The sequence below is a fragment of the Rhodopseudomonas sp. RCAM05734 genome, assembly GCF_052658035.1.
In genome coordinates this window covers 3,790,445-3,812,110 of the sequence record NZ_CP199742.1, presented here as the reverse complement: position 1 = coordinate 3,812,110, position 21,666 = coordinate 3,790,445, and the positions used below count along the sequence as shown (strand labels likewise).

The 21,666-nt window shown below is 66.3% G+C and carries 18 protein-coding genes and 1 pseudogene; 11 read left to right on the top strand and 8 right to left on the bottom strand.

Annotation, left to right across the window (positions count from 1 at the left end; all coding sequences use genetic code 11):
- Positions 1 to 10 precede the first annotated feature (10 nt).
- From cbiE to cobM, 3 genes and pseudogenes are all read left to right on the top strand, one after another.
- Positions 11 to 1,247, top strand: a pseudogene (gene cbiE, locus ACUXVA_RS17985) (precorrin-6y C5,15-methyltransferase (decarboxylating) subunit CbiE).
- Positions 1,226 to 1,627 (top strand): cobalamin biosynthesis protein, encoded by a 402-nt coding sequence (locus ACUXVA_RS17980; RefSeq protein ID WP_265079083.1) that lies wholly within the window; start codon positions 1,226 to 1,228, stop codon positions 1,625 to 1,627. Before cbiE ends, ACUXVA_RS17980 begins: the two are co-directional and overlap by 22 nt.
- Complete coding sequence (gene cobM / locus ACUXVA_RS17975; protein ID WP_445487338.1) at positions 1,624 to 2,385, top strand: precorrin-4 C(11)-methyltransferase; 762 nt, start codon at positions 1,624 to 1,626, stop codon at positions 2,383 to 2,385. Before ACUXVA_RS17980 ends, cobM begins: the two co-directional genes overlap by 4 nt.
- Positions 2,386 to 2,585: 200 nt before the next feature.
- Here the strand turns inward: cobM and ACUXVA_RS17970 are convergent, their stop codons facing one another.
- Genes ACUXVA_RS17970 through ACUXVA_RS17960 form a run of 3 tightly spaced genes read right to left on the bottom strand, consistent with a single transcriptional unit; the run spans position 2,586 to position 8,197 of the window.
- Positions 2,586 to 3,698 (bottom strand): cobalt-precorrin-5B (C(1))-methyltransferase, encoded by a 1,113-nt coding sequence (locus ACUXVA_RS17970; RefSeq protein ID WP_445487336.1) that lies wholly within the window; start codon positions 3,696 to 3,698, stop codon positions 2,586 to 2,588.
- Positions 3,699 to 3,758: 60 nt separating this feature from the next.
- Positions 3,759 to 6,734: a bifunctional [glutamine synthetase] adenylyltransferase/[glutamine synthetase]-adenylyl-L-tyrosine phosphorylase gene (locus tag ACUXVA_RS17965; RefSeq protein WP_445487334.1), complete on the bottom strand. Its 2,976-nt coding sequence runs from the start codon at positions 6,732 to 6,734 to the stop codon at positions 3,759 to 3,761.
- Positions 6,731 to 8,197, bottom strand: coding sequence for an ATP-binding protein (locus tag ACUXVA_RS17960; RefSeq protein WP_445487332.1), 1,467 nt, complete (start codon positions 8,195 to 8,197; stop codon positions 6,731 to 6,733). The genes ACUXVA_RS17965 and ACUXVA_RS17960 overlap by 4 nt, the downstream gene beginning before the upstream one ends.
- Before the next feature lie 224 nt (positions 8,198 to 8,421).
- Between ACUXVA_RS17960 and ACUXVA_RS17955 the strand changes: the two genes are divergently transcribed.
- The gene (locus ACUXVA_RS17955; protein WP_265079087.1) at positions 8,422 to 8,826 is read left to right on the top strand and encodes a hypothetical protein; all 405 of its coding nucleotides are present in this window, start codon (positions 8,422 to 8,424) and stop codon (positions 8,824 to 8,826) included.
- Between the two features lie 65 nt (positions 8,827 to 8,891).
- A complete protein-coding gene (locus tag ACUXVA_RS17950; RefSeq protein ID WP_265079088.1) occupies positions 8,892 to 9,311 on the top strand; it encodes a DUF4174 domain-containing protein in 420 nt (139 codons plus the stop codon).
- A 39-nt stretch (positions 9,312 to 9,350) separates the two neighbouring features.
- Here ACUXVA_RS17950 and ACUXVA_RS17945 read toward each other — a convergent pair whose 3' ends face one another.
- The 3 genes from ACUXVA_RS17945 to ACUXVA_RS17935 all read right to left on the bottom strand — a co-directional run bounded on the left by ACUXVA_RS17945 (position 9,351) and on the right by ACUXVA_RS17935 (position 13,511).
- Complete coding sequence (locus tag ACUXVA_RS17945; protein ID WP_265083761.1) at positions 9,351 to 10,031, bottom strand: response regulator transcription factor; 681 nt, start codon at positions 10,029 to 10,031, stop codon at positions 9,351 to 9,353.
- A gap of 271 nt (positions 10,032 to 10,302) precedes the next feature.
- Entirely contained in the window at positions 10,303 to 11,901 is a 1,599-nt protein-coding gene (locus tag ACUXVA_RS17940; RefSeq protein ID WP_445487329.1) for a Do family serine endopeptidase, read from the bottom strand.
- A gap of 266 nt (positions 11,902 to 12,167) precedes the next feature.
- Positions 12,168 to 13,511, bottom strand: coding sequence for a methyl-accepting chemotaxis protein (locus tag ACUXVA_RS17935; protein WP_265079090.1), 1,344 nt, complete (start codon positions 13,509 to 13,511; stop codon positions 12,168 to 12,170).
- 518 nt (positions 13,512 to 14,029) lie between these two features.
- Here ACUXVA_RS17935 and ACUXVA_RS17930 point away from each other — a divergent pair.
- The 6 genes from ACUXVA_RS17930 to ACUXVA_RS17905 are packed head-to-tail and all read left to right on the top strand — an operon-like array spanning position 14,030 to position 20,208.
- Complete coding sequence (locus ACUXVA_RS17930) at positions 14,030 to 15,235, top strand: ABC transporter substrate-binding protein (RefSeq protein WP_445487326.1); 1,206 nt, start codon at positions 14,030 to 14,032, stop codon at positions 15,233 to 15,235.
- Positions 15,199 to 16,176: an ABC transporter permease gene (locus ACUXVA_RS17925; RefSeq protein ID WP_445493310.1), complete on the top strand. Its 978-nt coding sequence runs from the start codon at positions 15,199 to 15,201 to the stop codon at positions 16,174 to 16,176. Before ACUXVA_RS17930 ends, ACUXVA_RS17925 begins: the two co-directional genes overlap by 37 nt.
- The gene (locus ACUXVA_RS17920; RefSeq protein ID WP_265079093.1) at positions 16,170 to 16,964 is read left to right on the top strand and encodes an ABC transporter ATP-binding protein; all 795 of its coding nucleotides are present in this window, start codon (positions 16,170 to 16,172) and stop codon (positions 16,962 to 16,964) included. Before ACUXVA_RS17925 ends, ACUXVA_RS17920 begins: the two co-directional genes overlap by 7 nt.
- Positions 16,958 to 18,142 (top strand): acyl-CoA dehydrogenase family protein, encoded by a 1,185-nt coding sequence (locus ACUXVA_RS17915; RefSeq protein WP_445487324.1) that lies wholly within the window; start codon positions 16,958 to 16,960, stop codon positions 18,140 to 18,142. The genes ACUXVA_RS17920 and ACUXVA_RS17915 overlap by 7 nt, the downstream gene beginning before the upstream one ends.
- Before the next feature lie 27 nt (positions 18,143 to 18,169).
- Positions 18,170 to 19,270 carry an LLM class flavin-dependent oxidoreductase gene (locus ACUXVA_RS17910; RefSeq protein ID WP_265079094.1) on the top strand — a complete coding sequence of 367 codons (1,101 nt, stop codon included), beginning with the start codon at positions 18,170 to 18,172 and terminating at the stop codon, positions 19,268 to 19,270.
- Positions 19,267 to 20,208, top strand: a complete 942-nt coding sequence (locus tag ACUXVA_RS17905) for an ABC transporter substrate-binding protein (RefSeq protein WP_265079095.1) — start codon at positions 19,267 to 19,269, stop codon at positions 20,206 to 20,208. Before ACUXVA_RS17910 ends, ACUXVA_RS17905 begins: the two co-directional genes overlap by 4 nt.
- Before the next feature lie 6 nt (positions 20,209 to 20,214).
- Here ACUXVA_RS17905 and ACUXVA_RS17900 read toward each other — a convergent pair whose 3' ends face one another.
- The gene (locus ACUXVA_RS17900; RefSeq protein ID WP_445487321.1) at positions 20,215 to 20,598 is read right to left on the bottom strand and encodes a carboxymuconolactone decarboxylase family protein; all 384 of its coding nucleotides are present in this window, start codon (positions 20,596 to 20,598) and stop codon (positions 20,215 to 20,217) included.
- A 37-nt stretch (positions 20,599 to 20,635) separates the two neighbouring features.
- Positions 20,636 to 21,604 (bottom strand): Bug family tripartite tricarboxylate transporter substrate binding protein, encoded by a 969-nt coding sequence (locus tag ACUXVA_RS17895; RefSeq protein ID WP_265079097.1) that lies wholly within the window; start codon positions 21,602 to 21,604, stop codon positions 20,636 to 20,638.
- Between the last annotated feature and the right edge of the window lie 62 nt (positions 21,605 to 21,666).

Sequence of the window (21,666 nt, the reverse complement as noted above, 5' to 3'; positions counted from 1 at the left end):
GACATCCCGCATGAAAACTGATGCCGCAACCTGCACAATGCCGCGCTGGCTGTCTATCGTCGGAATCGGCGAGGATGGCATCGATGGCCTGTCCGCCGTGGCCAAGCGTCTCGTTGCCGCGGCCGAGCTGGTGGTCGGCGGCGCCCGCCACCTCGCAATGGCCGATGCACTCATCGGCGGGCGCAGGCTCGCCTGGTCGAGCCCGCTCGATGCCACGCTGCAGGAGATAGCGCGGCACCGCGGCCGCGCCGTCGCCGTGCTGGCGAGCGGCGATCCGTTTCATTTCGGCATCGGCAAGCAACTGGCCGCCATTGCCGGGCCGGAGGAGTTCATCTGCCTGCCGCAGCCCTCCGCCTACAGCCTCGCCGCGGCGCGGCTCGGCTGGTCGCTGCAGGAGGTCGCTTTGGTGACATTGCACGGCCGCGCGCTGGAAGGCGTGATCCGCTATCTGCAACCCGGCGCACGCATTCTCGCGCTGTCATGGGACGGCACCACGCCGGCCCGGATCGCCGCTTTGCTCGCCGCGCGCGGCATGGGGACATCGCGCATCACCGTGCTCGAGGCGATGGGCGGCCCGCGCGAAAGACTGCGCCAGGCCAGGGCGGACCATTTTGATATTGACGACATCGCGCCCCTGAACACGATCGCCATCGAGGTGTTGTGCGCGCCCGGCGCGATGACGCTGCCGTTCGCGCCCGGCCTCGACGACTCCTGCTTCGAGAATGACGGCCAGGCTGACAAAGCGCGAGATCCGCGCGGTGACCCTGTCGGCGCTGGAGCCGCGCCATGGCGAGTTGCTGTGGGATGTCGGCCTCGGCGCCGGCTCCGTCGCCATCGAATGGCTGCTGCGACATCCGTCGCTGCGCGCGATCGGCATCGAGTCGCGCGCCGATCGCGCCGATCGTGCCGCGCGCAATGCGGCGTCGCTCGGCACGCCTGAACTCACCATCGTGCAGGGCGCAGCGCCGCTGGCATTGCAGGGTCTGGCTGCGCCCGACGCGGTGTTCGTCGGCGGCGGCATGGGCGACGACGGCGTGTTTGAAGCAGTATGGGGCGCGCTGAAACCCGGCGGGCGCCTGGTCGTCAACGCGGTGTCGCTGGAGACCGAGTCCCGGCTCGGCGACTATTTCCGCGCGCACGGCGGCGAACTGGTACGGCTGCAGGTGGCCAGGGCCGATCGCGTCGGCAGCATGTATGGCTGGCGCCCGGCGATGCCGGTCACGCAATGGCGGGTGATCAAGTCGTGATGGTCGCCGGCATCGGATGCGGACGCGATACCAAAGCAGCAGAGATCGTCGCGCTGATCGATATCGCGTTGAAGCAGTCCGACATCGCGAAAGGCGATCTCGCCGCACTCGCCACCGAGAGCACGAAAGCCGACGAGCCCGGCATCATCGAAGCAGCGCGACAGCTAGCGCTGCCGCTGCTGCGCTGTTCGCTGGCGCAGCTCGATGCCGTCGACGACAAATTGCTGACGCGCTCGCAGCGCGTGCTGGACATCAAAGGCACGGCTTCGATTGCCGAGGCTGCGGCACTGGTCGGCGCGGGTCGCCAAGCAAGGCTGCTCGGCGCGCGCATCGTGGCCGGCAGGGTCACCTGCGCCATCGCAGAAGGTGAAGGTTCATGACGGTCCATTTCATCGGCGCCGGCCCCGGCGCGCCCGATCTGATCACCCTGCGCGGTCGCGACCTGATCGCGGCATCGCCGGTGTGTCTCTATGCGGGCTCGCTGGTGCCGCAGGCGCTGCTTGCCCATTGCCCGCCGGGCGCGCGCATCCGCGATACCTCAGGCATGGCGCTCGACGACATCGTCGCCGAATTTTCGCGCGCGCATGAGGCGGGACAGGACGTAGCCCGGCTGCACTCCGGCGACCTGTCGATCTGGAGCGCGCTCGGCGAACAGTTGCGCCGGCTCGATGCGCTGCAGATTCCCTACACCGTCACGCCCGGCGTCCCCGCCTTCGCCGCCGCAGCCGCTGCGCTGGCGAAAGAGTTGACGCTTCCGGAAGTCGCGCAATCGGTGGTGCTGACGCGCACCTCCGGGCGCGCCTCGGCGATGCCCGAGGCGGAAAAACTCTCGACCTTCGCCGCGACCGGCGCGACGCTGGCGATCCATCTGTCGATCCATGTCATCGACAAGGTCGTCGCCGACCTGCTGCCGGACTATGGCGCCGATTGTCCGGTGGCGGTGGTGTTCCGCGCCGGCCGGCCGGATGAGCAGATTCTGCGCGGCACGATCGGCACGATCGCTGCTGCCGTTGCCGACACGACCATCGAACGCACGGCGCTGATCCTGGTCGGCAAGGCGCTGGGATCCGATGATTTCCGCGACAGCGCGCTGTACAGCGCCGACTATCGCCGGAGGTTTCGCGGCGGTGTGGAGTAGCTGTCATTCCGGGGCGCGCCTCTTTACCTCTCCCCGCTTGCGGGGAGAGGTCGGAGTCCTGAGCGGAGCGAAGGGCTCCGGGTGAGGGGGAGTCGGTGTTTCACTCGATAGTCCCCCTCGCCCGACATCCACGCTTCGCGTGAATGTCGACCTCTCCCCGCACGCGGGGAGAGGTGAAGGAAGAGCGGTCACCGCTACGTTTACCCTGCCCGCCCCACGATCTTTCCATCGCGGTCGAACACGGCGACGTCGAGCGCGATCTGCGATCCGTCGAGCACCTTGGCCGCAGTTTTCCACGCCGCCTTGGCGACGAACTCACCGACCGGAACGTTGCGCCGTTCCGCCTCGCGCAGCACCAGCAGCGCGGTATTGGCATCGCGGCCCAACTGCACGAGGTCGTCGGGCGCCCCGTGCTCGGACAACAGTGTCGACAGCCAGTTCATGTCGACGCTGCCGGCGCGCGAATGCAGATCGAGCAGCCCCTGGCCGAGCTTGGTCATCTTGGCGAAGCCGCCGGCGATGGTGATGCGCGGCACCGGATGCCGCCTGGCGTATTTCAGCATGCCGCCGACGAAGTCACCCATGTCGATCAGCGCCGAGCCGGACAGGCCGTGCAGCGCCTGCACGGCCGCTTCCGATGTCGATCCGGTGGCTCCCGCGATATGGCGGAGGTCGCAGGCGCGCGCGACATCGATGCCGCGATAGATGGAGTGGATCCACGCTGCGCAGGAATACGGCACGACGATTCCCGTGGTGCCGAGGATCGATAATCCGCCGACAATGCCGAGGCGGCCGTTCAGGGTGTTTTCGGCCAGCGTGGCACCGCCGGGGATCGCGATCTCCACCACCACATCGCCCGTGCCGCCGTATCTTGCCATGACCTCACCGACCGCGGCGCGCATCATCTCGCGCGGCACCGGATTGATGGCCGGCTCGCCGGGCGGCAGCGGCAGCCCCGGCTTGGTGACGGTCCCGACCCCCTCGCCCGCCATGAACACCACGCCCGATCCCGGCCGCCCCGGCCGCACTGTCGCCTTGACCAGCGCGCCATGGGTGACATCCGGATCGTCGCCGGCATCCTTCACCACGCCGGCAGTCGCCGCCTCGGCACCGACCTCGGACATAGCCACCGCAAAACTGACGCGGTTGCCGCCGGGCAATTCGATCTCGACGATATCCGGGCAATCGCCGCTCACCAGCGCCTGACATGCCGCGCGCGTCGCGGCCGTGGCGCAGGCGCCCGTGGTCCACCCACGCCGCAGCGGTTTGTCCGGCACCTCCAGGTCGGCGTCGTCGCTCACGTCAAAATCCATGTCATGCTGAAGCGACTTATAGCCTTTTCCGCCGCGCAACGCGCGCGGCTCGCGCCGTTTTCAGCTCCCCGAGCTGTCGCCCTCGACCAGCGCTCGGAACACCCGGCGCACGTCGAGCTGGGTTTCCCGCACACGCGCCTCCAGCGACGAAAAATCCGGTGCGTCGCCGGCGCGGGTCAGCACGCGCAGCAGGTCTTCGCCGGCGGTGTCCGGCTTGAACTTGCTGCTGACACACAGGCGCAGGATCTGCGTGAGGTCGTGATACAGCCGTGCCGCCGGCCGCAGGATTTCCGCGTCGGAGGATTGCAGCAGACCGAGCCGGGCCGCGTTGTTGAGGACCTGCAGCGTATTGACGCTGAGGATCTCAGGTGTGGTCGCGGCGTGAACGAGCTGCAGGTACTGGGCGATGAACTCGATATCGACCATTCCGCCGGCGGCATATTTGAGATCCCAGCCGTCGCTTTCGCCCTTTTCCAGCGCGATGGCGCGGCGCATTTCCGCGACGTCGCTTGCGATGACGGCGCGGTCGCGCGGCCGCATCAGCACTGCGCGGATCACGTCATCGATACGGGCACGAAACTCGGGCGGTGCCGAGATCACCCGCGCCTTGCACAGCGCCATGTGCTCCCAGGTCCAGGCTTCATGGTTCTGATATTCGGCGAATGAATCGATCCGCGACGCCAGCGGCCCTGCCCTGCCCGACGGCCGCAGCCGCATGTCGACATCGTAGAGCACGCCGTAATTGGTGCGGGTGGTGAAGGCGCTGATCAGCCGCTGCGTCAGCCGCGCGAAATATTGCGCACCATGCAGCGGTCGCGCGCCGTCGGAATCCGGTTCTTCCAGGTCGTGGTCATAGATCAGGATCAGATCGAGATCCGACGATGCGGTCATCTCCCGGCTGCCCAGCCTGCCCATCGCCAGGATCGCGGTGTGCTGGCCCTTGATGCGGCCATGCTGGCTGGCGAACTGATCCATCACCAGGCCGTGCAGCGTGTGGGTGATACCTTCGGCGACGTCGGCAAAGGCAATCCCGGCCTGCTGCGCCGACACTGTGCCGGACAGGATGCGCGCGCCGATCAGGAACAGGCTCTCCTGCCCGAACAGCCGGAGGCGATCGAGAAATTCCTCGTAGGAATTGGCGTCCTGCAATGTCGCCGCCAGCCGCAGCGACAGCTCGTGCTGGTCCGGCATCGCGCCGAAGAAGCGCGGGTCGATCAGCCCGTCCATGATCTGCGGCTGCCGCGCCAGCATGTCGCCGAGTCGTGGCGCCGCGCCGAGGACGAGCGCCACCAACGCCACCAGATCGCGGTTCTGGCTGAGCAACGAGATCAGCCGGCCGCCGCGCTGCAGCGCCTGCAGCAGGCGGTCGAACGCCGCCACCGCATTGTCCGGCTCCTCGGCATCGGCGAGCCCCGCGATCAGCGCCGGCACGAACTCGACGAAGGCCTGCCGCGTGCTCTCGATCCGTAGCACGCGGTAGGTCCCGGCCATCCATTGCTGCACCGTCTCCGCCACCATGATCGGCTTGCGGAAGCCGAGCTTGCTGTAATGTTCGAGCAGTCGCGGATCGCCGGGGCCGGTGCTGTAGTCGATTGCCGGCAACTGCACGGTGCCAGTCGGGTCGCCTTCGAACAGCCGGCCGTAGTGCCCCTGCACGCAGTGCAGATGCGCCATCAGCTCGGCCACAAAGGACGCGCGGCCGTCATAGCCGAGAAAGCGTGAAAAGCGTTCAACCGCTTCGACACTGTCCGGCAGGCTGTGGGTCTGCTCGTCGGCGATCATCTGCAGTCGGTGTTCGACACGGCGCAGGAAAAGATAGGCCGCGGTCAGTTCGTCGCGCGCCTCCAGCGTGATCCAGTTGCTCGACGCCAGCACCTGCAACGCTTCAAGCGTCGGCCGCACCCGCAGTTCGGGATGCCGTCCGCCGGCGATCAACTGCTGGGTCTGCGCGAAGAACTCGATCTCGCGGATGCCGCCGCGGCCGACCTTGACGTTGTGGCCCTCGACCATCACCTCGCTCTGGCCGCGAAAGCTCTGCATCTGCCGCTTCATGTCATGGACATCGGCGAGCGCGGCAAAATCGAGATGCTTGCGCCAGACAAACGGCGCGATCTCCGCCAGCAGCGCCTCGCCCGCCTTGGCGTCGCCGGCGCAGGGCCGCGCCTTGATCATGGCGGCGCGCTCCCAGGTGCGGCCCTCGCGCTCGTAGTAATGCAGCGCCGACGCGACCGAGATCGCCACCGGTGTCGAGGCCGGGTCAGGCCGCAGCCGCAGGTCGACCCGGAACACATAGCCGTCGCCGGTGCGCTGCTGCAGCAACCGCGACAACCCCTGCGCCACGCGCACGAAAAACGGCTGCGGCTCGAGCCCGTCGGCCAGCACGGTGGCATCGCCGTCGAAGAAGACGATCAGATCGATGTCGCTGGAATAGTTCAGCTCGCCGGCGCCCATCTTGCCCATCGCCAGCACGACAAGGCCGCTGCCGACCTCGGGCGCATCGCTGTCCACGGGCAAAAGCCGGCCGCGCATCGCCTCCTGCCGCAGCAGGAAGCGCAGCGCCGCTTGCACGGAGGCGACGGCAAGGTCGGTCAGCGCGCCGGTCACCCGCATCACCGGCCAGACGCTGCCGATGTCGCACAGTGCGATCAGCAATGCCGCTTCGGCCTTCATGGCGCGCAGCAGCCGCATGGCTTCGGCTTCGCTCCCGGCCGCGATCACGGCCGCAGAGGTGCGTTCGATCAGCATTGCCAGATGGCTGTCCGGCGCTCCGCGCAGCAACCGCAACGCGCGCGCGGGATCGCCGCGGATCAGGTCGAACAGGTACGGTGACGCTTCGGCAATGCCGACCAGCGTGGATTTGACATGGGGAAACTGCTCAGCGACAGCGCGGAAGGCGCTGGACTGGGCCGGCTCAAGCTCGATGAGCCAGTCGGTGAGGCGCTGCTCGGCTTCGGCGGGTGCAAACACCTGGGGCCCGCTGACGAACGCGGCAGCCAGATGAAATTGGTCCGCGTCGCCCTTCGCGGATGAGGTCATGCCGTCTTCTGTGGCACATTCGACGTTTGAATCGCAAGACCCTCACCGGTGCCCGCGGGCAGCGCCAGTGTCGCACGCAGACCGGGCGCGGCGTCGCCGAGCCTGAGTTCACCGCCATGCAGCGTCGCCACCGCAGAAGCGAGGCTCAGCCCCAGCCCGGAACCCGGCAGCGTCCGGCTGGCCTCGAGCCGCACGAAGCGCTCCACGGCGTGCTTGCGGTCGGCCTCGGGAATGCCCGGGCCATGGTCGGTGACACTCAGCAGCACCCGGTCGCCGTCACGCCGCGCCTCGATCAGGATCTCCCGGAGGTCCCTGCCCTCCGCAGCACCGCCGTTCGCGGGCTGCGGCAGCAGCGGCGGCTGGCCGTATTTGATCGCGTTCTCCACCAGATTGGCCAGCGCCTGGCTGATCAGCTCGCGGTTGCCATGCATCGGCGCATGATCCGTACTGACGGCGAGCGTCAGGCCACTGTCTTCAGCGAGCGGCTCGTAGAGTTCGTGAATGCCCTGCGCCACATCGGCGGCGTCGAACTCCGCCATGTTGTCGCGCGCCTGGCCGGATTCCGCGCGCGCGATCATCAAGAGCGCGTTGAACGTCCGGATCAGGCCGTCGGATTCCTCGATGGTGCGTTCCAGCGCGGCGCGGTATTCGGCCTCGTTGCCAGCGGTCGCCAGCGCGTCCTCGGCGCGGTTGCGCAGCCGCGTCAGCGGCGTCTTGAGATCGTGGGCGATGTTGTCGGAGACTTCCTTCAGCCCCATCATCAGCGCCTCGATGCGCTCCAGCATGGCGTTGAGGTTTTCCGCGAGGCGATCGAGCTCGTCGCCGCTGCGTCCGACCGGCAGCCGGCCGGAGAGATCGCCGGACATGATGCGTTGCGTGGTGCCGGTCATGGCGTCGATCCGGCGCAGCACTCGCCGCGCCACGAAGATGCCGCCGCCGAGGCCGAGCACCACCACGATCAGCACCGACCATTGTGCCGCATTGGCAACGATGCCGAACAGCCGCCGCCGCTCCTCGAGATCGTGGCCGATCAGCAGGCGGAAGCCGCTGGACAGCCGCGACACCCGAACCAGCGCGCGGTGCCCGGAGGAGTCGGGATCGTCGAGCCGGCGGTAGGCGGTTTCCGACCAGCCGCTGCTGGCCATCACGCCGGGCTCCAGCGAAGCCACGTTGCCGGCGATGGATTGCCCCGCCGGCGTGGTGATCAGATAGAGATTGGCACCGGGCCGCAGCGCCCGGTTCTCGATGGCGAACACGATGCCGCGCAGGCCGCGCCGGGCGAACAGCTCGCTCAGCTCGTCCATCTCGCCATCCACCGTGGTGGTGATCTGGTCATTGATCAGCCGCCGCGTATTCCAGGCGAAATAGCCCAGCAGCGACGCCGCGAACAGCGCGAAGATAAACAGATAGGCCAGCGTCAGCCGGAATGCGGTGGTACGGATGAGTTTGCCGAATGCCGTCACGAATATTGGACTCTCATGGATCGCTGCGACCGTCCGGCGCAGATCATGCCGCATCCTATCAGCGGCGGCGCTGCGCCGACAGCGTTGGATCATGAGACGTTCGTAATGTGCCGTTGGGTCCTGCCGACCCGGCGTCAGGAGCGGGCGACTGCGCTCGCGGCCATCGACAACGCCGTGCAAATACCGCTTAAATGGCGCTGTGCAAATGTAGTCGCGTTGTGCCGATGACAGAACCGACCGAACACGATCATGGATTGCTGGGCCTCGTCGACCGGCTTCTGCGGAAGCCGGAAAAACCCGTGCCCGTGCCGACGGTCGTCCCCGAGGACGCGCTCGGCCCGCCCGTCGAAGCCGAAGCCGCGTCCGACCTGCTGGAGCCTCAACTCACCGCCGAAGGCCCACGCACCTGCAGCCCGCAGGAAATGACCGAGATCATTCTGCGCGCGCTCAGAGCCATCGACGGCTGTCCCAAACAGGGCTTTGAGGTGGTCGTGTACGGCTCAAGGCCGTGGAATGCGATGCTGCGCATCACACCGGCAGCGGGCGCGGTCACGGACGCTCCAGCATGGCGCGCGCGGGTACGCGCCATGGCCTATGTGTTGCGCGGCCAATACGACGTGGTGGGGTAGAACTGATGGCTCGCCGACAATGACGGTGAGCACAGAGCGGCGATGCGAAACAGGTGGACCTCGCGATGAGACTTGCAGGCAAGACGGGATTACTTGTTCTTTGTTCTATGATTGGTGTCGCCATGTCCGCTGAGGCGAGGAGCACGTCGCTGTCCAGCTTCCAATGGAAGAACCGCGTGCTGGTGGTGATGGCCCCGGGCCGGCAGGATGAAAGCCTGGCTGCGCAACGCCGAATCTTCCAACAGAACGCCAGCGGCATGGCCGAGCGGCAGATCGTGCTGATCGAAGCTGCCGACGACGACGACCGCTCCCGGGAGCTCCGCCGGCAGTTTTCGGGCGGCGACAGGGCGTTCAAGGTCGTGCTGGTGGGGAAAGATGGCAATGCCGCGGTGTCATCCGACAGGCCGCTAGCCGCGAACGAGTTGTTCGGCAAGGTGGACGCCATGCCGATGCGCCGCGACGAGATGCGGCGAAAGGAGAAATAGTCCGGACGACGGCGGCTATCCGCTGGACACTCCGCGACGCTACTTCATCCCGTCGCGGATCATGTAGCCGGCGCCGCGGATGGTGTGCAGCAGCGGTTTCTCAAAACCCTTGTCGATCTTCGAGCGCAGGCGCGAGATGTGGACGTCGATGACGTTGGTCTGCGGATCGAAGTGATAGTCCCAGACGTTTTCCAGCAGCATGGTGCGGGTCACCACCTGCCCGGCATGCTTCATCAGATATTCGAGCAGCCGGAATTCGCGCGGCTGCAGCGTCAGTTCCTCGGTGCCGCGGGCGACGCGGTGCGACAGCCGGTCGAGTTCGAGGTCGCCGACCCTGTAGCTGGTCTCCTCTGTCGGTCCGCCATTGCGGCGGGACAGCACCTCGACGCGCGCCAGCAGTTCGGCGAAGGCGTAGGGCTTCGGCAGATAGTCATCGCCACCGGCGCGAAGACCCTTGATGCGGTCGTCGACCTGGCCCAGTGCGGAGAGGATCAGCGCCGGGGTGCGGTTGCCCTTCTCGCGCAGGGCGCCGATCACGCTCAGGCCGTCGCGCTTGGGCAGCATGCGGTCGACCACCAGCACGTCGTAGGCACCGTCCTCGGCGAGCGCCAATCCCTCTTCGCCATCGCTGGCCTGGTCGGCGACATAGCCGACCTCGCGAAACGCCTTGACCAGATAGTCGGCGGATTCGCGGTCGTCTTCGATGATCAGCAGGCGCATCTGGGGAACGGGTTCTGTTCGGGTGTTGTGAATTTCCATCACCATGGCGCGCACGGGCCTCTCATGCAAGGCGGCGGAATGCGCCTTGACTGGAAATGAAACGGGCGGTGAAGCTGGGGGAGACTTCACCGCCCGTCATGCCTTCCGACGGAGGGGGCTTATCCTTCGGAAGGTAACGGCGGGGAGCGGGTTTTCACCCGCTCCCCAGGAAAGCGCCGTCGGCGGGGGCGACGATGCCAGCGGCACTTCCCATTCGCTCAAGTGTGCGGGATCAGCCCTTGGCCAGCGGCACCGCGACGAAGCGCGACGAACCGCCACTGCGAACCCTGATCAGCACGCTGTTCTTGTTCTCGGTCCGCGCCGCGACGATCGCCTCGCGCACGTCGCCGGGGCTGGCCACGTTCTTGCCGGCCACTTCGAGGATCACATCGCCTTCCTTGAAGCCACGCTCGGCGGCGGGGCTCTTGGGATCGACTTCGGTGACCACCACGCCGTCCTTGCCGGCACCCGCCACCGTGCTGGACGGTGCCAGCGTCAGGCCAAGGCGCGGCACGTCGGAACCGCGCGACGAACTGCCCTTGTCGCCGCCGTCGATGTCGGCCTTGGCCTCGATCGAGTTGGGCAACTGGCCGAGCGTCAGGCTCAGTTCCTTGTCCTTGCCCTTGTGGATCACGTTGAGCTTGACCGAGTTGCCCGGGGCAAATCCGCCGATGGTGCGTGCCAGTTCGCGGGCGTCCTTGACCACTGTGCCGTTGACCGCGGTGATGACATCGCCGGATTCGATGCCGGCCTTGGCCGCCGGACCGTCGGATTGCGGCTCAGCCACCAGCGCGCCTTCCGCCTTCTTCAGGCCAAGGCTGTCGGCGATGTCCTGGGTCACCGGCTGGATCTGCACACCGATCCAGCCGCGGCTGACGGTGCCCTTGTCCTTGAGCTGCGCGATCACCGTCTTCACGGTGGAGGCAGGGATCGAGAACGCGATACCGACGCTGCCGCCGGACGGCGAATAGATCGCGGTGTTGACGCCCATCACTTCGCCGGAGGTGTCGAAGGCCGGGCCACCCGAGTTGCCCTTGTTCACGGGCGCGTCGATCTGGATGAAATCGTCATAGGGGCCGTTGCCGATGTCGCGACCGCTGGCCGAGACGATGCCGGCGGTCACGGTGCCGCCGAGGCCGAACGGATTGCCGACCGCGAGCACCCAGTCGCCGATCCTCGGCTTGCCGTCAGCCAGCTTCGCGAACGGGAAGTTGCTGCCGCCCTCGACCTTTATCAGGGCCAGGTCGGTGCGCGGATCGGTGCCGATCACCTTCGCCTTGTAGGTCGTGCCATCATCGGTGGTCACTTCCACCTTGTCGGCGCCATCGACCACATGGTTGTTGGTCACGGCAAACCCGTCGGCCGAGATGAAGAAGCCCGAGCCCTGCCCGGTCACCGCGCCGCGTCCGCCGCGCGGACCGCCGCGCATGCCGGGCGGCAGGCCATCCGGACCGTTGAAGCGCTTGAAGAAGCGTTCCATCGGCGAGCCCGGCTGGAACGGCGGATCCTCGTTGCTGCCGCTGTCGTCACGGGCTGCAACCTTCTCCTTGATGTTGACCTTGACCGAGATCACCGACGGCTTCACACGCTCGACGATGTCGGCAAAGCCGATCGGCTTCTGGGCTTCCTGCTTGACCTGCCTGTCGACCTGCGCATGGGCCGGCGTCGAGAAGATGTCGAGCGAATGCGGCGACGGGCTGAGGCCGTAAGCGGCGACGCCGAGGCCGGCGACGACCGACGCCATCAGCGCAAACTTGCGCGCAGAGAACAGCGAGCGGCGAGCCGGCTTGTAGGACGGCAGTTCATTGAAATCGGTGGGGCGGTCGGTCATTCGAATTCTCCAGAACCTGAATCAACGGTGCGGGGGGCAGGCACCTGACAGGACTGAAGATGGGGTTTCCCGCCTTACCGTGCGCTGGCGGGGGAATTAATGTTTCGTAATATGACAGCGCGGGTGTGTGGCGGGATGTCGCAGGCGAACTCGCAGCGGAGCTGACCGGCACTTCGACATGAGACAGCGTTGAGCCTGCCAGAACGACGAAAGACGCCATCACGCAATGCTGTTGCGATGACTTGTAGGACTGCGTGGCGAGAGGCTTACGCCGCCTTGACGCTGACGATGAAGCCGTCAACTTCGCGCTTCAGGGTTTCCGCCTGACGCGACAGATCGACCGCGGAGTCGCGCGCATCGCTCGCCATCCGCCCGGTCTCCGACGAGGTCGAGGTGATCTGGACGATATGGTTGGAGACGTCCAGGGTGCCGCGCGCCGCGTCCTGCACGCTGTTCGAGATGTCCTGCGTCGCAGTGCGCTGCTGCGCCGTGTCGACCTCGATGCCGGTCATGATCTCGCTGATTTCCGCGATGGTGTTCGAGATGCCGTCCATCGCCTCGCGGGTCTCGCCGGTGATGCCCTGAATGCTCGCGACCTGCAGCGAGATTTCTTCGGTGGCCTTGCTGGTCTGGTCCGCGAGATGCTTGACCTCGGTGGCGACCACGGCAAATCCCTTCCCGGATTCGCCGGCGCGGGCCGCCTCGATGGTGGCGTTCAGTGCCAGCAGATTGGTCTGCGATGCGATGGCCTGCACCAGTTGCACGACTGCGCCGATCTTCTCGGCGGCTTCCGAGAGCGTGTGGATGGTATCACGGCTCTTGCGGGCCTGTGCGGCGGCGCCTTCGGCGCGGTGGGTGGCGTTGCTGACGCGCTGGCTGATGGTGCCGATGGAGGTCGTCATCTCCTCTGCGGAGCTGGCGACCGTCTGGACGCTGGTGCTGGCCTGGCTCGCGGCGCTGGCGACGGCGTTGGCCTTGGCTGTGGTTTCGTTGGCGGCCTGCGACAGGGCTTCGGCATTGCTCTTCAAGCGGGTCGCGGACGACGCGACGCTGCCCACCACGTTGGCGATCAGCCCGTTGAAATCCCGGATCTTGTCATCGAGAAAGCGCGAGCGCTCGCTCTGGTGCGCGGCTTCCAGCAGTTGCTGTTGCGTGAGGCGCTGCCGTTCCAGGCCATTGGTCTTGAATATCTCGAGCGCGCCGGCCAGAAGGCCGATCTCGTTCGGCTTGCCCAGGCCGGGAATGGCGGTGTCGTACTTCTGGTCGGCGACCTCCCGCATGGCGTGAACGATGGCGGCCAGCGGCCCCATGATCCCGTTGCGAACCGCGAAGAAGGTGGCCAGGCAAACCACCAGGGCAAAGATCGCGATGGCGACGCAAGCCATCAGAAAGTAGGAAAACGCCGCATGCGCCTGCTGATAGGTCTGCATGGCGTGGTCGTGGCTGGCGCCGCTGAGCGCGCCGAAATCGGCCGACAGGCTGACGATCTGGTTGTTGAGATACAGGACCGCGACAAAGCCGGTGCCGCCGCCGAAGGCCAGCAGGAGCAGCAATGCTCCCACAACGCCCCCGACCAGAAAGCGGATGGTCAGATTGCTGTTGGCGAACATGGGCTCTCTCGGGCAGGTCGAAACTGGCTGATTGCAGCGTGTTTTTGCAGACAAAGGTCAAGATTCCGTGAAAACAGGGGCCCGCATGAATCCTGCCCCATGCCGCTCGCTCATGGAGTACCTACGCCGCGGCCAGGTTGAGGCGGCGAGGCGGACCTCTCCTGCCTTGCCGCCACCCGCATGACGTGGTCGTCGGACTCATCCACGGAAATGAAATCGCCATGCGACGTTCAATACCAGCCGCAGAACTGTCGTAACCGGCACACGAACCGAATTCGCCTCCAGACAAATCGCGGGTGGAGATAAACTCTCCGAACCGCAGCACATTCAAAATTCCATTTCATTGACGATCATGATGCTGCCGCGCATCATCGCACCATCAGCTTCACCGTAGCGAGCGCCGACAACTCTGCGAAATTGAACCGGTTTCACTGAGCGTCAGCTTCGAAAGCATCAGGCAGCAACGCCCGCGCGTTGCGGCGACGGCGGCGCCTTGCCGTTTGCAGACAGGAGAGACCATGTCCATCGACAACGATCCGAACGTTAGCAAGGGCAAAACACTGCTCGATCGCCGCGGCTTGCTGCGCGCCGGTGCTGCCGCTGCGCTCGCAGCACCCATCGGCGTGTTCGGCGCGCAGGCCTTTCCGTTCCGTGCTGCGACGTCCGGCATCGACTTTTCCGAATTTCCGATCTGCAAGACCGCGTCCGATGCGCCGCCGCCAGGCGGCGCGCCGCGCAAGCTGAAACTGTCGTGGAATGCTGGCGCGGTGTGCCTCGCGCCGGTGCCGGTCGCCATCGACCACGGCTTCTTCCAGAAGCACAATCTCGACGTCGAGCTGATCAACTACAGCGGCTCCACCGACCAGTTGCTGGAGGCCATCGCCACCGGCAAGTCCGACGCCGGTCTCGGCATGGCATTGCGCTGGCTGAAGCCGCTGGAACAGGGCTTCGACGTCAAGATCGCTGCCGGCACCCATGGCGGCTGCATGCGCGTCCTGAGCAAGGTGAATTCCGGCGTCGACAAACTGTCCGACCTCAAGGGCAAGGTGGTCGCGGTGGGCGACCTCGCCGGCCCCGACAAGAACTTCTTCTCGATCCAGCTCGCCAAGCAGGGCATCGATCCCAACAAGGACGTCGACTGGCGCCCCTACCCCGGCAGCCTGCTGCAGCTCGCCGTCGAGAAGGGCGAAGTGCAGGCATTCCTGGCCTCCGACCCGATCGCCTATCTCTGGCTGAAGGACACCGCGTACAAGGAAGTCGCGTCCAATCTCGACGGTGAATACAAGGACAAGACCTGCTGCATTCTCGGCCTGCGCGGCAGCCTGGTGCGCGAGGAGCCGCAGGTGGCGCGGGCGATCACGCAGGCGCTGCTCGATGCGGCGATGTTCACCGCGCAGAATCCCGACAAGGCCGCGGCCTCGTTCGCGCCCTATGCGCCGAAGAACGCCAGCATCGCCGACCTGCAGGGCATGGTGCGCTACCACACCCATCATCATCACCCGGTGGGCGAGGCCCTGAAGCGCGAGCTCAAGGCCTATGCCGACGACCTGAAGACGGTCTCCGTGTTCAAGCCCAGCACCGATACGACGAAATTTGCGGAGAAGATCTATGTCGACGTATTCGGAGTTCTGACATCGCGCCGTTCGGCGCGGATCGTGAGACGGTGCTGGTCGCCGGCGACGGCGGCCTGCATATCGCGAGCAAGCTTCGCGCAAGTCATCTAGGCCTCAGCATCTCCGGCATCGGGGCCGGGCTCGCCTGGCTGGCTTTCGGCCTGTCATGCCTGTGGTGGCCCGATATCGGTGACTGGCCGCGTACCGAAGCGGTGGCCTACACCGCCTTCGCCGTCGCCGCGGCAATCGTCGTCGCGACAGCGGCGCGCGGGGCGCTCGGCAAGTTCGGCGCCGGCCTGCAGCAACGCGCACCGTGGTTTCTTGCGCTCGGCCTGTTCCTGACGCTGTGGGAAGTCACCACCGCGAAATTCGCCTGGCTGCCACTGCCGTTCTTTCCGCCGCCGCAGTCCATTGTCGAGGTCTACACCGACGATCTGCCCAAGCTGCTCGACAGCGTGTTCGCCTCCGTCAAACTGCAGCTCGGCGGCTACTTCATCGGCGCCACCGTCGGCTTCCTCACCGGCGTGTCGATCGGCTGGTCGCGCGCGGTCGGCTACTGGGTGCATCCGGTGCTGCGCTTCATCGGTCCGCTGCCGGCCACCGCCTGGCTGCCGATCGCCTTCTTCACCTTCCCGTCGAGCTGGAGCGCCTCGACCTTCCTGATCGCGCTGGCCACCGGCTTTCCGGTGACGGTGCTCACATGGTCGGGCGTGGCGAGCGTCAGCAGCGCCTATTACGACGTGGCGCGCACGCTTGGCGCCAAGCCGTCGTTCCTGGTGCTGAAGGTGGCGATCCCCGCCGCTTTGCCGCACGTGTTCGTCGGCCTGTTCATGGGATTGGGATCGTCGTTCGCGGTGCTGGTCGTCGCCGAGATGATCGGCGTCAAGGCCGGGCTCGGCTGGTACCTGCAATGGGCGCAGGGCTGGGCCGCCTACGCCAACATGTATGCGGCGCTGATCGTGATGTCGCTGCTGTGCTCCGGCGCCATCACCCTGTTGTTCAGGACTCGTGACCATCTGCTGGTCTGGCAAAAAGGCGTCGTCAAATGGTAGCCCTCGCACGCGCCGAACATATCCCCGTCACGGCCGGAGCCGCGCTGGACATCGCCGGCGTCAGCCACGCCTTCGACATCGACGGCAATGTGCTGCCGGTGCTCGACAATGTCAGTTTCAGCGCCGCGCCCGGCGAATTCGTCGCGCTGCTCGGGCCGTCCGGATGCGGCAAGTCCACGCTGCTGCGTCTCGTTGCCGGCCTCGAGCCGCCGCGCGCCGGCACCTTGCGTGAGGACGGCGAACTGATCACGCAACCGCATCCATCGCGGGTGGTGGTGTTCCAGGATCCGACATTGTTTCCATGGCGCACCGTCTGGAACAATGTCGCGCTCGGGCTGGAAGCCCAGGGCATTCTCAAGACGCAACGGCACCGCGTCGATGCCGCCATCGATCTGGTGGGGCTGACGACGTTCAGGAACGCGTACCCGCACCAGCTCTCCGGCGGCATGGCGCAACGGGTCGCATTGGCCCGCGCGCTGGTCAACGACCCCAAGATCCTGGTGCTCGACGAGCCGCTGGGGAAGCTGGATTCGCTGACGCGCATCACCATGCAGGCCGAACTGGTTTCGCTGTGGCAGCGCAGCGGCTTCACGGCGCTGCTGGTCACCCATGATGTGGAGGAAGCCCTGTTCCTGGCCAACCGCGTCATCGTGTTCAGCGATCGCCCTGCAACCATCAAGGCCGACATCGCGGTGGACCGTCCCTACCCGCGCCACCGTGGCGATCCGCATCTGGCGGAACTGCGAAAGCATATTCTCGGGCTGCTGGGATTGGACGCGACATGGTGAGCCGGCTGAACATTCTCAAACACGACGACCAGCACGGTGACACCGCGTCGGGCAGCCGGGAGAAAGCCGTCCAACTCGCCGCTGGCTTCGCCGAGCGCGCGACGGCACACGATCGCGCTGGCAGTTTTCCGTTCGCGAATTTCCAGGAACTGTCCGATGCGGGCCTGCTGGCGCTGACGGTGCCGGAAGCACTGGGCGGCGGCGGCGCCGGCCTGCGCGAGGCGGCCGACGTGGTCAGCATCATCGCCAGGGCCGATCCGTCAACCGCCCTGGTGCTGTCGATGCACTACATCCAGCATCTGATCATCGCGCGGAGCCCGCGCTGGCCGGCCCATCTGGCCCGCAGGCTGGCCAAGGAGACTGTCGATGGGCTGGCGCTGATCAATGCGCTGCGCGTCGAACCGGACCTCGGCTCGCCGTCGCGTGGCGGCCTGCCGGCGACGACCGCACGGCGCACCGAAACCGGCTGGCGGCTGAGCGGACGAAAGATCTATTCGACGGGGTCGCCGATTTTGAAGTGGTATGCGGTGTGGGCGAAGACTGACGAGCCGGAGCTCCGCGTCGGCCTGTTCCTGGTGCCCGCCGGCCTGCCCGGCACGCGCATCGTGGAAACATGGGACCATATCGGGCTGCGCGCATCGGGCAGCCATGACGTGGTGTTCGACGATGTGGTGTTTCCCCTCGACCACGAGATCGATGTGCGCCGGCCGGACCAATGGGGGGCGCCCGACCCGCTCCAGGCCAGCGCGCACAACGTGTTCATCGCCGCGATCTACGATGGCGTGGCGCGTGCCGCACGCGACTGGCTGGTGCATTTCCTCAACAGCCGCGTGCCGTCGAATCTCGGCGCATCGCTGGCAACCCTGCCGCGGGTGCAGGAAGCGGTCGGCGGCATCGAAGCGCATCTCGCCGTCAACGCCCGACTGATCGCCAGCTTCGCCGGTGATTTCGACGATGGCATCGCCATCGGCGCTTCGGACTCCAACATCCTGAAACTCACCGTCACCGAGAACGCCATCGCCGTCACCCATGCGGCGCTGGCGCTGAGCGGCAATCACGGCCTCACCCGCGCCAATCCGCTGGAGCGGCACCACCGCGACGCGCTGTGCGGCCGCGTTCACACCCCGCAGGACGATGCCACGCGCATCGCCGCCGGCCGACTGGCGCTCGGCGTCTAGTCTTTTCACACCCAACAGGAGCCCGTCATGTCCATCGAGTTCATCGGATTTATCAGCAACAACAATTCGTCCGAAACCATCGTCCGTCAGGGGCCGGTGATCGACCGCCATCACATCGAGACCATCGCCAAGGCCCATGAGAATGCCGGCTTCGACCGCGCGCTGCTGGCGTTTCATTCCACCACCCCGGACAGCCTGCAGATCGGGCAGCACGTGCTCGGCGTCACGGAAAGCCTCAAGGTCATGATCGCGCAGCGACCGGGTTTCACCGCGCCGACGCTGATCGCGCGGCAGCTCGCCACCATCGATCAGCTCTGGCACGACCGGGTGTCGGTGCATGTGATCACCGGCGGCAACGCGACGGAGCTGAAGCAGGACGGCAACACCGTCGACGACAAGGACGAGCGCTACGCCCGAACCGCCGAATGGCTGGATGTGATCAAGGCCGAATGGACCAGCGACAAGCCGTTCACCTACAACGGCAAGTACTATCAGGTCGAAAACGGCTTCTCGCAGGTCAAGCCGTATCGGCCGGGCGGCATTCCGGTGTTCTTCGGCGGCGCGTCGGATGCCGCCATCGAAGTCGCCGGCAAGCATGCCGACACCTTCGCGCTGTGGGGCGAATCCTATGCCCAGGTGCGCGACGTCACCGCGCGCGTCCACACCGCCGCTGCCAGGCACGGCCGGCCGACGCCACGCTTCAGCCTGTCGGTGCGGCCGATCATCGCCGACACCGAGGAGAAAGCGTGGGCCAAGGCCGAGGACATCCTTGCCCGCGCCACCGCCCTGCAGGACAAGACCGGCTATCGCAAGCCGGCCGACGGCCACGCCACCGTCGGCGCAAAACGCCTGCTCGCACTGGCCGAACAGGGCACGCGCATCGACAAGCGGCTGTGGACAGAAATCGCCAAACTCACCGGCGCCAACAGCAACACCACCGCGCTGGTGGGCACGCCCGAGCAGGTCGCCGAGGCGTTCGGCGACTATTATGACCTCGGCGTCAGCCATTTCCTGATCCGCGGCTTCGATCCGCTGATCGATGCCATCGAATACGGCCGCGAACTAATCCCGCTGACGCGAAAGCTGATCGCCGAGCGCCAGTCGATCCGCGGAGTCGCAGCAGAATGAAACACCTGATCCTCGCCGCCGCGCTGTTCGCCGCGACGCTGTCATCCGCCGATGCGCAGACCGCGCTGCGCGTCGGCGACCAGAAGGGCAACGCGCAGGCGGTGATGGAGGCCGCCGGCGTGCTCAAGGACGTGCCCTATAGGATCGAATGGAAGGAGTTTCCCGCCGCCGCACCGCTGCTGGAAGCGCTCGGCGCCGGGGCCATCGAGACCGGGTTGGTGGGCGATGCACCGTTCACCTTCGCCGCTGCGGCCAACGTGCCGGTGAAGGCGATCGCCGCGATCCGCCAGACCGGCGAGGGTCTCGCGGTACTTGTCCCGAAGGACTCCGCGATCAGGAACTTCGACGATCTCAAGGGCAAGAAGATCGCCACCGGCCGCGGTTCGATCGGCCACCAGTTGATTCTCGCCGCGCTGGAATCGAAGGGCTGGACCACCTCCGACGTGCAGATCGTGTTCCTGGCGCCGTCCGACGCCAAGGTGGCCTATACCCGCGGCTCGGTCGACGCATGGTCGACATGGGAGCCCTATGTCAGTCAGGAGGAAGTGCTGTTCGCCTCGCGCCGCGTGCTCACCGCCGAAGGCCTGACGGCCGGCCTCAGCTTCCAGGTGGCGACGCCCGACGCTATCAGGGACAAGCGCGCCCAGCTGGAGGACTTCGTGAAACGCCTCACCGCGGCGCGGGCATGGTCGCTCACGAATGTCAGCGCCTATGCGGAGACCTGGGGCAAGCTCATGAACATCCCGCCGGCGGTGCCGCAGAACTGGCTGGCGCGGGCCAAGGTGCGCATCGCGCCGATCGACGACGCGGTGGTGGCCGACGAGCAGAAGACCATCGATCTCTACCTGCGTGCCGGCCTGATCAAGCAGAAGCTCGACGCGGCCGCCATCGTCGACCGGTCGTTCACAGCGGTGATCCAGAACGCTGCGGGGCTATGAGAACGCCTATGCCTTCGGCTCCGGGAACAGGCCGGCGAGAATTTCGCCGGCCATGTTGAAGGCGGCGACGCCGCGGAACAGCGCCGCGATACCGGCGCTGGCATGCAGTTCTTCCAGCGTGGCCCCGGCCTTGATCGCGGCCTTGGCGTGATTGGCCGCAGCTTCCGAGGTCTGCACCAGCAGAATGGCAAACGACATCGGCTGCACGGTCTTCTGGTCCAGCGCAGCCGGCGTCAGGGCCGCGATTCGCCAGTCTTCCAGCGCGGTCACCAGCGCGGGATCGACACGCATGCCGAGTTCGAGCCGCTTTGCGATCTTCGGCGGCGTGAAGCCGATCATCGCTTCGTAACGGGATTTCAGTTCGTCGAGCTGCACTGGATTGTCGGTCATGGGGCTCTCATCTTCAAATCGGACATGCTGTCAGGTCCTACTCGACCTTGGCGCCGGCTGTCTTGACCACCTGGCCCCATTTATCGGACTCCGTGCGCAAAAATGCAGCGAAGGCATTGCCTGACAACGTGCCGGGCTCGGCGCCCACGTCGGCCAGTCGCTTCACCATGTCGGGGTCCTTCAGCAGCTTCGTGACGCTGTCGATCAGGGTGTTCATCACATCCGGCGGCATCCCGGCCGGTGCCACGAGGCCGAACCATGACGATGCCTCGAAATTCGGGACGCCCGCCTCGACCATCGTCGGCAATTCGGGGAACAACGGCGAACGCTTGGCGCCGGCCACCGCAATCGCGCGGATCGTGCCGCCTTGGACCTGCGGACGGATCGCCGGCATGTTGTCGAACATCATCGGGATCTGGCCGCCGATCAGGTCGTTCATGGCCGGGGCCGCGCCGCGATACGGCACATGGACAATGTCGATGCCGGCGCGCGTCTTCAGAAGTTCGCCGGCGAGATGGTTGGTCGAACCAAGGCCGGACGAACCGAAATTGAGCTTGCCCGGCGACGCCTTGGCGAGCGCGATCAACTCGGCGACGGTCGTTGCCTTCACGTTCGGGTTCACGGCGAGCACGATCGGCACCGATGCGATCAGCGCAACGGGCGTGAAATCCTTCATGGGGTTGAACGAAAGCTGCGTGTAGAGCGATTGATTGACGGCGAGCGGTCCCGGCGCGGTCAGCAGCAATGTGTAACCGTCGGCAGGCGATCGGGCGACGGACTCGGCGCCGATATTGCCGCCGGCGCCCGCGCGATTGTCGATCACCACCGGCTGGCCCCACAGCTCCTGCAGTTTGGCGCCGAGCATGCGCGCGACCACGTCGTTTGAACCGCCGGCCGGAAACGGCACCACGATGCGCACGCCGCGATCGGGAAACCCTGCTTCAGCCGGCTGGCCGATCTGGACCATCATCACCAAAGCCGCCAAGGCGGAAACCACGAGCCGCATGCGATCCTCCAAGATCATCGATTTTTTCTGTATCGTCGATTTTATGTTGACAGCCATTTCCG